At 39.7% G+C, this 14,105-nt stretch carries 12 protein-coding genes; 4 read left to right on the top strand and 8 right to left on the bottom strand.

Annotated features, from left to right (window positions below; genetic code table 11):
• Position 1: 1 nt before the first annotated feature.
• Complete coding sequence (locus tag ABDW32_RS01195; protein ID WP_343558711.1) at positions 2-877, top strand: helix-turn-helix domain-containing protein; 876 nt, start codon at positions 2-4, stop codon at positions 875-877.
• Here the strand turns inward: ABDW32_RS01195 and ABDW32_RS01190 are convergent.
• From ABDW32_RS01190 to ABDW32_RS01165, 6 genes are all read right to left on the bottom strand, one after another.
• Positions 874-1,581: an HAD family hydrolase gene (locus ABDW32_RS01190; protein ID WP_343558710.1), complete on the bottom strand. Its 708-nt coding sequence runs from the start codon at positions 1,579-1,581 to the stop codon at positions 874-876. The two genes, ABDW32_RS01195 and ABDW32_RS01190, sit on opposite strands and share 4 nt — an antisense overlap.
• A 2-nt stretch (positions 1,582-1,583) precedes the next feature.
• Positions 1,584-2,573, bottom strand: a complete 990-nt coding sequence (locus ABDW32_RS01185; protein WP_343558709.1) for a lysylphosphatidylglycerol synthase transmembrane domain-containing protein — start codon at positions 2,571-2,573, stop codon at positions 1,584-1,586.
• Positions 2,563-3,516 (bottom strand): CDP-alcohol phosphatidyltransferase family protein, encoded by a 954-nt coding sequence (locus ABDW32_RS01180; RefSeq protein ID WP_343558708.1) that lies wholly within the window; start codon positions 3,514-3,516, stop codon positions 2,563-2,565. The genes ABDW32_RS01185 and ABDW32_RS01180 overlap by 11 nt, the downstream gene beginning before the upstream one ends.
• A complete protein-coding gene (locus ABDW32_RS01175) occupies positions 3,497-4,381 on the bottom strand; it encodes a hypothetical protein (RefSeq protein ID WP_343558707.1) in 885 nt (294 codons plus the stop codon). Before ABDW32_RS01175 ends, ABDW32_RS01180 begins: the two co-directional genes overlap by 20 nt.
• Before the next feature lie 13 nt (positions 4,382-4,394).
• Positions 4,395-5,135, bottom strand: coding sequence for an NTP transferase domain-containing protein (locus tag ABDW32_RS01170; RefSeq protein WP_343558706.1), 741 nt, complete (start codon positions 5,133-5,135; stop codon positions 4,395-4,397).
• 193 nt (positions 5,136-5,328) lie between these two features.
• Positions 5,329-6,657, bottom strand: coding sequence for an inositol-3-phosphate synthase (locus ABDW32_RS01165; RefSeq protein WP_343558705.1), 1,329 nt, complete (start codon positions 6,655-6,657; stop codon positions 5,329-5,331).
• 500 nt (positions 6,658-7,157) lie between these two features.
• Between ABDW32_RS01165 and ABDW32_RS01160 the strand changes: the two genes are divergently transcribed.
• Positions 7,158-9,017: a CocE/NonD family hydrolase gene (locus tag ABDW32_RS01160; RefSeq protein WP_343558704.1), complete on the top strand. Its 1,860-nt coding sequence runs from the start codon at positions 7,158-7,160 to the stop codon at positions 9,015-9,017.
• 125 nt (positions 9,018-9,142) lie between these two features.
• On the opposite strand, the gene ABDW32_RS01155 is transcribed toward ABDW32_RS01160, so the two are convergent.
• The gene (locus ABDW32_RS01155; protein ID WP_343558703.1) at positions 9,143-10,351 is read right to left on the bottom strand and encodes an MFS transporter; all 1,209 of its coding nucleotides are present in this window, start codon (positions 10,349-10,351) and stop codon (positions 9,143-9,145) included.
• A gap of 161 nt (positions 10,352-10,512) precedes the next feature.
• Here ABDW32_RS01155 and ABDW32_RS01150 point away from each other — a divergent pair, with 161 nt between their 5' ends.
• Positions 10,513-11,292, top strand: a complete 780-nt coding sequence (locus ABDW32_RS01150) for an AraC family transcriptional regulator (RefSeq protein ID WP_343558702.1) — start codon at positions 10,513-10,515, stop codon at positions 11,290-11,292.
• Between the two features lie 420 nt (positions 11,293-11,712).
• On the top strand, positions 11,713-13,026 hold the full coding sequence (locus ABDW32_RS01145; RefSeq protein ID WP_343558701.1) for an NYN domain-containing protein: 1,314 nt from the start codon (positions 11,713-11,715) through the stop codon (positions 13,024-13,026).
• A 233-nt stretch (positions 13,027-13,259) separates the two neighbouring features.
• Here ABDW32_RS01145 and ABDW32_RS01140 read toward each other — a convergent pair whose 3' ends face one another.
• Entirely contained in the window at positions 13,260-13,985 is a 726-nt protein-coding gene (locus ABDW32_RS01140) for a DUF2625 domain-containing protein (RefSeq protein WP_343558700.1), read from the bottom strand.
• Between the last annotated feature and the right edge of the window lie 120 nt (positions 13,986-14,105).

Below are 14,105 nucleotides of genomic sequence, written 5' to 3'. Positions count from 1 at the left end.
CATGTCCTCCATCGATAAACACATTGACAATAAAGATTTTTTCGTTTTTCATATCAAGGGAAACAAGTCCAAACCGGTCTTCAGCCCTCAGCAGCAACAGGTATTGGCAAACAACAGCCTCTATTCCCTCTGTCTCATAAAAAAGGGGGAAACTTCCTTTATAATAAATGACGAACGGGTACAGGTCGGACAACATCATCTGCTATTGACTCATCCTTCCTCGAAAGTTAATGCTGGCTCTGTCGCCAAATCGTGGGACTGTGAGGTCTATCTTATTTTCTTTAGTATAGATTTTACGTTCAAATTGGAACTTCAAAAGGACTTTTTTGACATTACTAAAAAGTCACTCGCGTTGAATAACAGTCACATCTTTTCCCTTTCAAAACAAGATGCCACAAATCTTTCCAACCTGTTTAAACAATTTATCCATTATGACCGACAAGGTGGAGATTATCTATTCAAACCACAGATTATAAAATCCCTGACTGAAGTATTGTTTTGTGAGATTGCACGCCTGGCAAGTCAACATATCAAAAATATTCCTGTGATACCTTCGCGAAAAAGAGAACTATTGGCCAATTTCTATCTCTTACTAAAACAATCCTTCCGTCGGGAACATAGGGTACAGTTTTATGCTTCATCGCTAGGAATTACACCAAAACACCTCTCGGTAATCACAAAAGAACTGACCGGAAGATCAGCGATAGCATTGATACAAAATGTTTTGATGGAAGAGGCTAAATCATTGCTCCGTCAGGGCTTTCCGATTCAAGAAATTGCAAAGCAGTTACATTTCTCCGACCAGTCTTTTTTTGGAAAATTCTTTAAGCGAAATATAGGTATCTCGCCTAAAGAATTTCGTCAAAACCCTGATTAAACAAAATCGCGGAGATCAAAGATGGTATTAAATTGTTTGTCTGCAGCAGAGGTATCCTGTAGCTTATCTTCACCCCAGGTTTGTCCTTTCAGCCAAAGTGTCTGACAGCCAACAGCCTTTGCTGGAGCCATATCCTTACTATAGGAATCTCCCACAACTAAAATTTCAGCAGCAGGTAAGCCCATGGCCTCCACGCCTAATGCATAAATCGCCGGATCCGGCTTACGTACGCCCACTAATGCTGACTCGACAACCGTTTTAAAATAGGATAAAATTCCGAAATCAGCCAACACAGCTTTTAGATTTCCATAAAAGTTGGAAACCATCACTATAGGATATTGATTAGCAAGAATCTTCAATAATGGCTTCACTTGTCCAACAGTATCTTTGGCAAGTGAATAACCGTCAAATGCGATTTTATCAGCCAATTGCATATCCAGATCATAACCCGCAGCAATGAGATATTCAAATTGCACCTTAAGTTTAGCTTCAAGTACCTGTAGGAAATTAAACTCCGGTTTAATAATTGGCTGAATGGCCATTTGACGTTCGGCGTAGGCATATGCTTCTTGAAAAGAAGTTAGATTGACAGGGACTTGATATTTTTCATAACCGGACCATATCACGGCTCCCCAATGTCCTCCGTTCGTATCTAATGTGCCGCCATAATCAAAAATAATCCCTTTAACTATAAACTTATCCATTATTATTTCTTTTTAACTAAACTCATCCAACCTAAACCAATCATAATCCAGACGATCTCACGGATCCGTGTCACGATCCCCATAAAGATACCAACAGAAGCCGGCAAGCCTATGCTCATCACAGCCATCGCTAAACCGCCCTCCCGTGTTCCCAGCTGCATAGGAAAGAAAAAGACCAGATTTGCAAATAATGAAGACCCCGAACTAATAATCATGGCATCAATAAAATCGATGTTGATATCCAATGCCAGGCCAATAAAATAGATCTCCAAACATCCCACCACCCGAGCTACAAATTCCCAAAAAAGAGACTTATAAAATCGGTCTCTACGGTTTTGAAATAAATTCTTTACTTGTTGGTCGACATCATTTAGGGTTTCAAATTTTGATTCCAGCAGATTATTGATTTTCTTTCCAACCAAGGGCAATCGCGAAAGGGCGCTTAATAGGGAAACTGTAATTCCCTTTTTATAGAATTTCGTAAACAACCAGGTACATACAATGGCCATAACAAAAATTACAGCACAGGCAACATTGACCAACGTACTTGCGGGCACAAACCATAAGATCAGAAAAACGGATACCACCCAGAATAAAATATGGGATAGAATATGCATCACACCATAGAGCAGCACAGATGAACCGGCCTTTGAACCGCCAACATAGTTCTTCAGTTCCATAATGCGGTAAGGCTCCCCTCCCAAGGCTACAAATGGTGTAATGTAATTAATAGCATAACCTGACACGGTCAATTGCAATACTTTCCAGAAAGGAACATCGGTCTGCGGTAATTGCGGTTCTTGAATAATCGCTTTAAAAGCCATGGCATTCATCCAATAAAGAACAGCCCAACTACCCAATACCGGCAAAAACCACCAACCAATTTTCGCTAGATTCGTCCAAATCTCCTGAACTCCCATCGCATGAATCATATAGGCCAAAGTACCTATACCAATCAGCATAAAGAGCACTTTATAGATTTTACTCCCCATAGGTTGGATCCTTTGTTAATTTATCAACAAAATAACCACTTACCTTTTCCTGTCTATTACACATATAGATTAATATCGGATTTAAGACAAACATATCAAAGAAGAAGTAAATCCAGGGTTGACCTATAAATAACCAAACAAAGAGAAAAATTACCCGCGTATTGAACTGCACAATATTGGTGTATTTCATTAATGGTTTATTTTTTAATCTGAAATCTACCATTAATTGTTTCGGTAAATCATCCTTGTAACGGGATTTGACAATATGCAGTAACTGCTGCAATTTTGGCGATAACTTTTCCTGATTTCGAGTATACCCCATATAACCATTCAGTACAAATTTGCTGAAAAAGTTTTTACGCCAAGATAAGGCGTCATAGTCAACTTTCAAATCACGTGTATTATCCAATTCACTGCCAGCCTTACCTTTGATAAAATAGAGGTGGACATTCCGGTAATAGTCCGCCATGGCAGACTGTAACATATGAGATACCCCTGCAAGAATACAAAATACCCATAACCAATTCGACCAGCCTTCATTGATACTGCGCAAACAAATGGCGATATGGATGGAGGCAAACCAAAAATCACCTGCAAAGCCATCCAAAATACGGCCGAAACGGCTCTTATTATCCGTCATGCGCGCCAATTGTCCGTCTGCGCTATCCAACGAATTAGCGAAGACCAACAACAGCATTCCGATCACATTAATCCATAGCTCTTCGTAATAAAATAAAATTCCTGCCGCAACACCAAAGAAAATACTTATAATCGTCACAGCATTGGGTGTAATCCCGATTTTAGCACATACCTGTGCAATACGATAACCAATCGGCCTATAAAACCAGATATCTATTTTTTCTTCGGTATCGTTGGATTTTAAAGATTGTTCGAATGCACTCAAATTCTCTTCTTCGATTACATTAACTTGTTCTCTCTGCATTGTGGTTCTTTTCAGTAAATTTATGGTAAACCATTTGTGCAATAGCATCGGCTGCTTCTGCGCGACAAGGTGCAAAACTTGGCCAATCATTTAGATCGATAATATGAAAACCGCCATTTGCATCAATAATCACATCACCCCCATAGATATGAACATCAAGTACTTCCGCAGCACGATTGGCCATTTGCTTTAATTTAGCTAAATCAAATGGAAAATGCACAACTTCATCGTTAATTTGCTCATACAACTCATACTTGTGGTGATTATGTTCATAGGGATAAAAGTAGAAAAAGAAATCGGTATCCCTAACCGCGTAAAACTTTAATAGGTCTCCACCCAAATGCTCGGAGATAACGGCCTCCTTAATTCCCCGAAGCGCATATTCATTGAGAATATGCTGTGCTTCTTTGAGACTCGCAGCAAAAGTAACGTCCTCCTTATGGATGGCATGGAAATCGCCACGTTTGATCCAGACACCCTTTCCTTTGAGTTTTTCAAAAATAGACTGTATATCTGCGACTGTTGAAATCACGATACTCTTCGGGTAAGGAACTCCTCCTTCTAACAACTTGAGTGTCATATTTTTTCGAAAACAGTTTTCAATACCGAAACCTGAATTCAATACGTTAACACCATTATTTTGAAGATATTGCAACTTCTTAACCAAGGTCTTTGTTCTACCCATTGTTAGCACGTTTTCCTGTTTGATAGAATCAAGTACTAAGAACTCATCCTCATTACAAACCTCGACAGACGCACCTCGCTCGGTCAATTTTAGCACAACTTCGTTAAATATTGCAGCATCGTTCCCCACATGATTGGGAGAAAAGCGGTTTTTACGCGTCACGCCTAAAATAGAAATCATTTCGCTCATTTTACTAACTAACTTCCCCACTCAAAAACTGTTCCGCTACGGCTCGGTCTTTCAAGTGGTCGATATCTACTACTTTTTCAAATACAAATGCTTCAACATGCAAATCATTTTCCAAAAGCGCACGCTGAAAGTTACGCATTCTGGAATTTCCAGCCGCAACGGAATGTAATGCACTGCCCATTGCTGCTTTGCGAAAGCAGTAAATACCTCCAGAAACAAATTTCGTTTCCGCCGTAGCCTGATCTAAAAAAGCCTCGACATGGAGATCCTGATCTGTATTGACATAAAGGGGGCTCTCGTCATCTACAAACGGTGTAACAGCCATAAAAGCGTCCACATCTTCTTTTTGCTGGAAAGCTGTTAGGTATTCGTGAAATTCATGGGGTTTAAAAACAGTATCTGTGGTTGTCAGACAACAGGAAGTCCAGTCAGGATTATTTTCGACCAGTAAGGCAAAACTATGCAGGGAACTCGCCGTATCCTCCTCCATCAAAACAATAGGAACTTCGAACGTTGTATCCGTCAAAAATCTTTTCAATTCAGGTGATTGCCTATTGATAATAACATGTACTCGCTGCGCTCCCTCTTTCGCAAACACTCGAATCAATCGTTCAATTAATGGAACACCATGTAAAGGTAGCAGGGGTTTAGGCAAATTAAAACCTTCTTTTCGCAATCGAGATCCTTCTCCCGCCGCAATGATAGCAAATTCCATTCCTTCTAATTGCAAAATAAAATCATTCATTAAAAAAATAAAACCCCATTACAAGCTTAGCGTTTGCAAACGCAAAAATTTACAAAGGGGTATTTTTGGACAATTCTCACATTCCCTCTCCCTAATCCAATCAAAGGGGCAAGGAAAGTTCACGCACGAATTGTCCTGAAGAAAAAGGGGAAGAACTACCTAAAGCAATTTTTCCCCTTTTTGTAAAGGTAATTTATTGAATACTGTCGACTAACTCCTGGTAATAATCCAATCCCAGATGCGTAATCAAATCTTCACCCATAATATGGCGCAAAGTATTTTGCAACTTCATTAATTGTTTGAAAATATCATGCTCAGGAGGTAAACCTGGTGCCGTTTGCGGAGATTTCAGGTAGAATGATAACCATTCCTGGATGCCTGACATACCAGCGCGTTGAGCCAAGTCAATAAATAACGCCAAATCCAACGCTACCGGAGCAGCTAAAATTGAATCACGGCATAAGAAATTGATCTTGATCTGCATTTTGTAACCTAACCAACCAAATATATCGATGTTATCCCAAGATTCTTTGTTGTCACCATGAGGCGGGTAGTAATTGATACGTACCTTATGGTATAAATCACCATACAGTTCAGGATTCTTTTTCGCATCTAGGATTTCTTCCAATACCGATAATTTAGAAACTTCTTTTGTTTTGAAGTTTTCCGGATCATCCAATACCAATCCATCGCGGTTACCCAAAATGTTTGTTGAGAACCAGCCTTCTACACCAAGTGCTCTCGCCTGAAGACCAGGTGCAACAATTGTTTTCATTAACGTCTGACCTGTTTTGAAATCCTTTCCAGCGATTGCAACGCCATATTCATGTGCCAATTCAACGATCGCAGGAACATCACAGGTTAAGTTCGGAGCACCATTCACATAAGGAGCACCTTCTTTTATCGCCGCATAACAATAGATCATGCTTGGTGGAATGCGTTGATCGTCATTATCCAATGCCTCCTCTAATTTTGCAATTGTTGAGAAAGCTTCGTTTGTCTCGATATAGCGTTCGGTAGAACCACACCATACCAATACCACACGGTCTAATCCGTTTTTTTCTTTAAATTCACGGATATCGCGTTGTACTGCATCGGCCAGCTCACGACGTGTTTTTTCTGTTTTGATGTGTGTACCGTCCAAATTTTTAACAAAATTCCGATCAAATACTGCCTTCATCGGTTGAATTGCTTCCAATTCAGCTTTTACAGCATCTAATTGACCTTGTTCCAATACCTGGGCTTTTGAAGCAGCTTCATATACGTTATCTTCATATACATCCCACCCACCAAAAACGACATCTTCTAATTTTGCCAAAGGGACGAAATCCTTAATTAACGGATTTCTATTCTCTGTGCGCTTACCTAGACGGATTCTGCTCAATTGAGAAACAGATCCGATCGGTTTCGAAAAACCTTTGTTTATAGATGCCACACCAGCGATCAATGTTGTAGCCACAGCACCCAATCCCGGAATAAGAATACCCAATTTACCATTGGCATCTTTCACTTGTTGTCCCATATTAATTCTATATACTTAATTTGTTATTTAATTGATGTTTTATGATAAAATAATTCTTAAAATTAGCTTAAAAAAACATATTTCATATCCCACTATACTTTATTTATAAAATCGTGACAATTGATTTTTTTTAGCTTATTCGAAGATAAAAGAAATAAAATGAAACGCATTTATACTCCAATAAAATATCACCCATCTCATTGAAATTTAAGCCTTTTGACCACACCTTAAAAAATAAAATATAATCATAACTAATTTTACTCAATATATTAACATTAAAAAACTAATCCAAATACAATTCAAAAAAAGTTATTCTTACTAAAAAATTGGTCAATTTTTCTTTTTCTATTCGTTATAAAAATGACAATAAAATTGGAAAATGATTTCGGGAGCGTTACCTTTAGGCTGATAATTGATGAAACCATCATGAGTTAAGGTTAAACGAGTGCAATAAGTTTATGTAAACCATGAAAAATCAACATTCCTAAATATTTATTTTGATGAAAACTACAATTTCGTTTCTGGCTTTCGCTTTGTTGACTGGAAGCCAGCTCCATGCCCAGACTGCTGTAGATTCCGCTTATGTTCGGGATCATTATGAGAAAACCGAAGTAACGATTCCGATGCGAGACGGCAAGAAATTGTTTACTGTGATCTACAGCCCCAAAGATAAATCAAAGAAATATCCAATTTTGTTGAACCGAACTCCTTATACGGTAGGTCCCTATGGCCAAAACATGTATAAAAAGAGCCTGGGCAATTTCCCTGCAATGATGCGGGACGGCTATATCTTTGTCTATCAGGATGTCCGGGGGAAATGGATGAGTGAAGGCGATTTTGAAGATGTCCGGCCCACAACACTCAGTAAGGATAAAAAAGCAATTGACGAAAGCACGGATACTTATGACGCCTTAGAATGGCTACAGAAAAATGTAAAAAATTACAATGGAAAAGCAGGCCTATACGGGATTTCCTATCCAGGTTTCTACTCCACGGTAGGATTGATAAAAACCCATCCCAGCCTTAAGGCTGTTTCACCACAAGCTCCAGTAACCGATTGGTTTATAGGAGATGATTTTCACCACAATGGTGTATTATTCCTGCAAGATGCTTTCACTTTTATGTCTACATTTGGTGTACCACGCCCCAAGCCGATCACACCCGATCAATTCAAAAGTAACATCCAGGTCAATGAGGTCGATAAGTATAATTTTTTCCTCGAGGCAGGAACCGCCAAAGAGCTTAAAGAAAAATACTTTGGCGATTCGGTCCAATTCTGGAATAACCTCTTTAAGCATCCGAACTACGATGATTTTTGGAAAACCCGTGTCATCACCAATTATCTACAGGATGTCAAACCTGCGGTCATGGTTGTTGGGGGTTTTTTCGATGCCGAAGATGCCTACGGAACGTTTAAGACGTATCAGTCTATCGAGGAAAAGAGTAAGACAAACAATTCAATTTTGGTTGCAGGCCCTTGGTACCATGGCGGATGGGTACGTGCAGCAGGAGATTACCTAGGCGATATTCAATTTGAGAAAAAAACAAGTATCACCTATCAGGAAAAATTTGAGCAGCCGTTTTTCAGTCATTATTTAAAAGAAGAAGGTAACTTCACTGCTGCCGAGGCCAATGTTTTTATTTCCGGAAGCAATGAATGGAAACAATTTGAACAATGGCCTCCAAAAAATGTGGAGACAAAAAAACTCTATTTTCAGCCACAGGGCAAGCTCGGCTTTGAGAAAGTTCAACGTACCGACTCTTGGGATGAATATGTAACAGATCCCAACAAACCCGTTCCACACCAAGGCGGAGTCATCCAGACCCGTACACGCGAATACATGGTCGATGATCAACGCTTTGCGGCCAATCGTCCCGATGTCATGGTCTATCAAACAGCTCCCCTGACAGCGGATATCACCATTGTGGGACCGATCAAAAACTTCCTCAGGGTCTCTTCAACAGGTACGGATGCGGACTATGTGGTTAAACTTATTGATGTCTATCCAAATGATGCCCCCAGTTTTGAAGGGAAAACAATGGCGGGGTATCAGATGATGGTCCGAGGGGAAATCATGGCTGGAAAATACAGAAATGGTTTTGACAAACCTCAGCCCTTGACGCCTGGACTCGTGGAAAAAATTGATTTTGTTATGCCTGATGTCGCACACACCTTTAAAAAAGGACACCGTATCATGATCCAGGTGCAGAATTCCTGGTTCCCTTTGGCGGAACGAAATCCCCAAGTGTTTATGGAGCCCTATACAGCAACAAAAAACGATTTTCGTAAAGCAACACAACGCATTTTTCACGACGTTAATAATGCGACTTATATCGAATTTGATATCTTAAAAAATTAAGCATAGGTGAAGCTGGTTGACAGGGTTCATACCAAAATTCACTGTTAAGCCACTCTTATAGAAAGCAGGCCCGTTATTTCAGCATAACGGGCCTGTTATTATTTAGTGAATACCATTTTATACAATTACGATTCCGCCACGAATTTATCTTCCGCCGCTTTTATCCCAGTTAATAATAGTACAATAATACTGGCTGCAAGAAAATAGAAGGAGTAGTTCCATGATGGATCTACTTCGTGCAGCCTTCCAAAAATTGGCGGACCAAATGCAGCAATCAAATACCCGACAGATTGGGCCATCCCCGAAATTTTAATTGCATTCGCGGTTGATCTTGCTCTCAAACTAAAAAAGAGAATGGAAAGACTAAAAGACAGGCCGTTGGAAAGCCCCAATAGTATTGCTGCAATATAGACTCCCTGCAGTTTGTATAAGAAGAAGATCAGAATGCTTCCCAACATACCCAGGGCAACAGCTACAGCCATCAGCCGCTGATCTTTCATCCGATTTGCGATAATGGGCCCGACAAAAAGAATGGGAATCATTGCAATCTGGATTAAAAACAACAACCAACCGGTATCTCTAGCTGCCATTCCATAATCGATCAAGACCTTCGGCAACCAGGATATTAAACTATAATAAACCAAGGACTGAATCCCCATAAATATACTGATATACCAGGCCAACCTTGACTTAAATATATGCCCAATGCCGGTCTGCGCCTGCTCTTTCTGCTCAGGAAGCATAGTATCCCCTCCACGTGGCCGATCAAAGAAGACAGCAATGATTGATAAAACGGCCAATATCACCCATACACCTAAAGAACCTCGCCATCCGAAGCCAGTCCACTCCCCGAGACGTAGACTAAAGCCTGAAGCAAAGGCCGCCGTCAAATTCATGGCGACAGCAAAAACACCAGTCATTAGCCCAATATGGTTGGGAAAGCTGGTCTTAATATAACCTGGAGCCACTACATTTCCGACGCAAATCCCCAAGCCAATCATAACGGAACCGGCAAATAAAGAGGCTGCGCTCCCCCATACCCTGATCAATATTCCCATAGCAAGAACAATCAATCCAAACAGCAAAAAACGATGCATCCCTTGAACATGGGAATACTTACTTACGCCGACCGAGCAACTTGCAAACATAAAAAGAGGAATCGCAGTCAATAGACTGCTCTGAAAGCTATCCAACCTAAGATAGTCACTGATCTGACCCAAAACTGGACCTACAGCCGTAATCGGTGATCTTAGATTCGTAGAAACCAAAATCACGACTAATACGGGCAAGATCCTCCACGAAACGGTATTTGATTTTTGCATATTATTATTCATAGAAATTATTTACCTTTTGCTAAAGTCCCATATCCAACAAATGAAATCCATTCTCCTAGATAGGACCCATTCCCTCATCATGTCATACCAATAAGGGATTCTGTTGCAAAGATATATTCAGATATTTAATTAAATTTGCCATTGATTTAACTTACAACGACATGAGCTGTTCCAATCATATTGAAACAATTGAGAATATAAAAAAATCTAATTTTGTCTGGTTTGAAGAAAATTGGGTTCACGACGATGCGCTGCATGCCCATCGTAAAGGACAGCTGATTTATGTAGAACAAGGTTTCCAGTATCTCACTGTAGAAGGAAAAATGTACCTGCTACCCCAGAATCATGTGGCCTGGGTCCCCTCAAATGCTTTACATAAGACTAATTCGCATTCCGAATGCATCAAGTTGATGATCCTCTTTTTTGATATCGAACAAGAAGATCCATTTTTCGATAAGGTACAAATCTTCGCCGCCCCCAAGGTTTTGCGCGAAATGATCCTTTATGCCGAAAAATGGTCAAAATTGATGGAAGAAGATGAACATGAAAAAATTTTCCTCCGGGCGCTCCTTAACGAACTTCCCGCTTTCGGTTCCCGGCTAGTACACCTCGAAATTACGCTGCCCAGTGAAAATAGATTACAAACCGTCTTAAATCATCTGCACGACCGCTATACCCACCCCATCAAGATGGAAGAAATTGCATCGCTATCCAATCTTTCCTTGCGCACGATCGAGCGGTTATTTAAGAAGGAAACAGGAATGACACTGGTAAAATACCAACAATTGCTTCGGATCATCAAAAGTCTTGAGTTATTAAGTATAGGTCAACTAACAATATCCCAAATAGCCTATAAAGTAGGATACCAAAGTATACAGGCTTTTACAAACAGCTTTTATACAGTCATGGGATATCGACCTTCTGCTTTTATTGAGCATTAGCAACATCGTAAAAAGAGACTTGTAGTTCTTTAGCCACAAAAAACACAGGGCAACTCAAAAAAAAACAGACAATATTTGCATATGTGTAAAATACACACTATCTTTGTTACATCATAATTTAGGTTTATAATTGGTTATTTAAGGTTTTCATTCTCCCCGTTTGAAAACCTTTTTTTATTCCTCCATTTTTTAATCTATATTCTGATTTTCTAGATCAGGACCTTCTATCAATATTATCCCTAGAACTAATGGCAAATCCCTCAATATCGTGACTTTCAGAAATCATCATTTAAATTAAATTCTTAAAAAATTCATTAGTTCTTCAACAATAGTGTATTTTTAACCGGATGTTTAACAATGGGAGAATCCTATTTGCAACATAATTCGTAAAAATATATCCGAAATATAACTTAGACACATATGGCAGAACATGGGGATTTACAAATCGCAATATTAATCGATGCTGATAATGTTTCCTATCGAAAGATCGAAGAGATTCTGAACGAAGTCAAACGATACGGTATACCTACGATCAAAAGGATCTACGGTGACTGGACCAATCCTTATGTTGAAAAATGGAAGGATAAGCTCCTCACCCATGCCATAACTCCCATTCAGCAATATAGCTATACACAAGGCAAAAACTCCACCGATTCAGCGCTTATTATTGACGCGATGGACATTCTGCACTCTGACAGAGTAGATGGCTTCTGTATTGTCTCGAGTGACAGTGATTTTACCAGACTGGCGACTCGTTTAAGAGAATCGGGGAAATTAGTGATTGGTATTGGAGAGAAAAAAACACCGAAACCTTTTATTGCTTCCTGTGACAAATTTATTTATGTAGAGATCTTTGAGAAGAATCCAAAGAAGGAACCTAATGCAAAGAAAAAACAGCAGAATCAACCCAAGCCTGTACCTGTAGACAATCCGACAAGTATAGCAGTGCTTGATGAAGAGACGCTGGAGTTATTAAAAGACACTGTTGATGACACAGCTGATGAAAATGGATGGGCATTTTTAGGGGAGATCGGAAGTCTTTTCAATAAAAGGAAACCGGATTTCGATGCGCGAAATTATGGTTACGACAAGATGTCCCATCTTTTTAAAGCTTATACAGAAGATTTTGAAATCGAAGAGCGTAATACGGACAAATCGAGGATAAAACATTATTACATTCGAAATATCATCAAACGGCCGCTATCTGCCATCGCGCCTGCCCCGGCATCTGAGGTTCAAAAAACCACATCAAACACAGCTGCAGAAACAGCGGAAATTGCGGCAAAACCTCAAAATCAGAATACACGAAAAAAAGGTCGTCAAGATAAAAAGCGTCAGGATACCGCGACAGTGGAAAATTCAGGAAAAGAAACCACGGCATTTCAGCAGAAAGAGGAACAGCAAACAATAGAAAGCGTAGCGCAAAACGATCCTCCCAATCGGATGTCGTTTCCGGCAGCTGGAAATAAGATTACAGCAGATGATGTTAAAAAATCGCAAATCAGAATTACGAAAGATTTTAAGCCTCTATTTCCAGCAAAATCACAAAAACTACGGATCATTATTGGTTCCAACGAATATGAAGGTAACTTCACCTACCGTGGACGCGGATTCCATGTCCTTAAATTGGGCAAGGACGCAGCAACTCAACTTGGGTTAGCAGAAGATATACAGCTGGAAATAACAAAGCTCAACGAACATAGCTATACACTCCAAAATCAATCTAAAAGTTAATTTTTGATAAACTGGAAATTATCTGAAGTACTGGTTGAATCCCAGCGAATTGTTCAGTCAGTACTTCAAATCATATGTAGGATTCTTTATCTTGAATATGTCCCAACAGGTATTCGATCAGCACTTCAGCATTAAATACGCTCAACTAAATTTATTGTTCAAAATTAAAGCGAAGGCTGAAAAGTCACCATATACGGTACTGCAAACTTCTTGATCACCAACTGATAACAGGTTTATCTTCCTCCAGCAAACTCCATCGTGAAATGGTAGTTTTCGTCAATCGGCACTACTTTTCTATCAACCTTACGAAGGTCGCGGGCCTGTTCTGTCCACAGGAAAGGGTAAAATGAAAAGACCTGATTTCCATCCAATTTTTGAACGTCTTCAATCCATTCCTTCCATTTAAATGTTTCGTAAAATTGACGAATATCACCCTTCAAAGTCCAATAAATAAAATCAGCATAGCCACACTCCAGACTTTCCCATTGCAAGGTATCCTGCGCAAAATAATAGACCTGTCCTATGCCCTCGCCCAAAGCTCCAGCATTAATCGCAAAATAGCCTCCTAAAACATCATCGGCAATTAACAAAAAACCACCTTTCTCCCCTTCTTTGTCAAAGCTTTTCCCTTTGTTCCACTCCATAATACCTCGATTCAATTTAGGCGAACCTGAGCCTAGGATCCGCAGCCATCCACCATCGATGAGTATTCCACCGGTTTGATAAATAATAGCACCCATAGGTGATTTTGTGGTAATCTGAGCTCTTAGCAACTCTTCATCTGCTCGTTTTGGGTTTCGGGGCAGTACCTCATAAGAATTGCTTGCTCCCTTCATCCATTCTTCGACCAGACCCCATCCTGAATCCGTCGGATTAATCAACTCATTTAGACTCTTCATTCCTTGTGCTTTATTTTCAAAACAAACCGTATTTACCGCCTTTACTACCTCATCTGCCATAACAAGAAGAATAAAGCGGCGCATCTTGAATTGCCGAAATTACCACAATTCTTCCTGTCATCCAAATCACATAAGTTCATTAACTAAAGTCCAAAATAGGATTTAACGTTACTTTACGCA

Source organism: Sphingobacterium sp. (genome assembly GCF_039596235.1).
Classification (GTDB): Bacteria; Bacteroidota; Bacteroidia; order Sphingobacteriales; family Sphingobacteriaceae; genus Sphingobacterium.
This window is presented reverse-complemented; position numbering and strand designations above follow the sequence as displayed.

What these genes read in the sequence shown, in the direction of transcription:
- ABDW32_RS01195 (WP_343558711.1), top strand. Translation starts at nt 2, where the DNA reads ATGTCCTCCATCGATAAACACATTGACAATAAAGATTTTTTCGTTTTT.
- ABDW32_RS01190 (WP_343558710.1), bottom strand. Translation starts at nt 1,581, where the DNA reads ATGGATAAGTTTATAGTTAAAGGGATTATTTTTGATTATGGCGGCACA.
- ABDW32_RS01185 (WP_343558709.1), bottom strand. Translation starts at nt 2,573, where the DNA reads ATGGGGAGTAAAATCTATAAAGTGCTCTTTATGCTGATTGGTATAGGT.
- ABDW32_RS01180 (WP_343558708.1), bottom strand. Translation starts at nt 3,516, where the DNA reads ATGCAGAGAGAACAAGTTAATGTAATCGAAGAAGAGAATTTGAGTGCA.
- ABDW32_RS01175 (WP_343558707.1), bottom strand. Translation starts at nt 4,381, where the DNA reads ATGATTTCTATTTTAGGCGTGACGCGTAAAAACCGCTTTTCTCCCAAT.
- ABDW32_RS01170 (WP_343558706.1), bottom strand. Translation starts at nt 5,135, where the DNA reads ATGAATGATTTTATTTTGCAATTAGAAGGAATGGAATTTGCTATCATT.
- ABDW32_RS01165 (WP_343558705.1), bottom strand. Translation starts at nt 6,657, where the DNA reads ATGGGACAACAAGTGAAAGATGCCAATGGTAAATTGGGTATTCTTATT.
- ABDW32_RS01160 (WP_343558704.1), top strand. Translation starts at nt 7,158, where the DNA reads ATGAAAACTACAATTTCGTTTCTGGCTTTCGCTTTGTTGACTGGAAGC.
- ABDW32_RS01155 (WP_343558703.1), bottom strand. Translation starts at nt 10,351, where the DNA reads ATGAATAATAATATGCAAAAATCAAATACCGTTTCGTGGAGGATCTTG.
- ABDW32_RS01150 (WP_343558702.1), top strand. Translation starts at nt 10,513, where the DNA reads ATGAGCTGTTCCAATCATATTGAAACAATTGAGAATATAAAAAAATCT.
- ABDW32_RS01145 (WP_343558701.1), top strand. Translation starts at nt 11,713, where the DNA reads ATGGCAGAACATGGGGATTTACAAATCGCAATATTAATCGATGCTGAT.
- ABDW32_RS01140 (WP_343558700.1), bottom strand. Translation starts at nt 13,985, where the DNA reads ATGGCAGATGAGGTAGTAAAGGCGGTAAATACGGTTTGTTTTGAAAAT.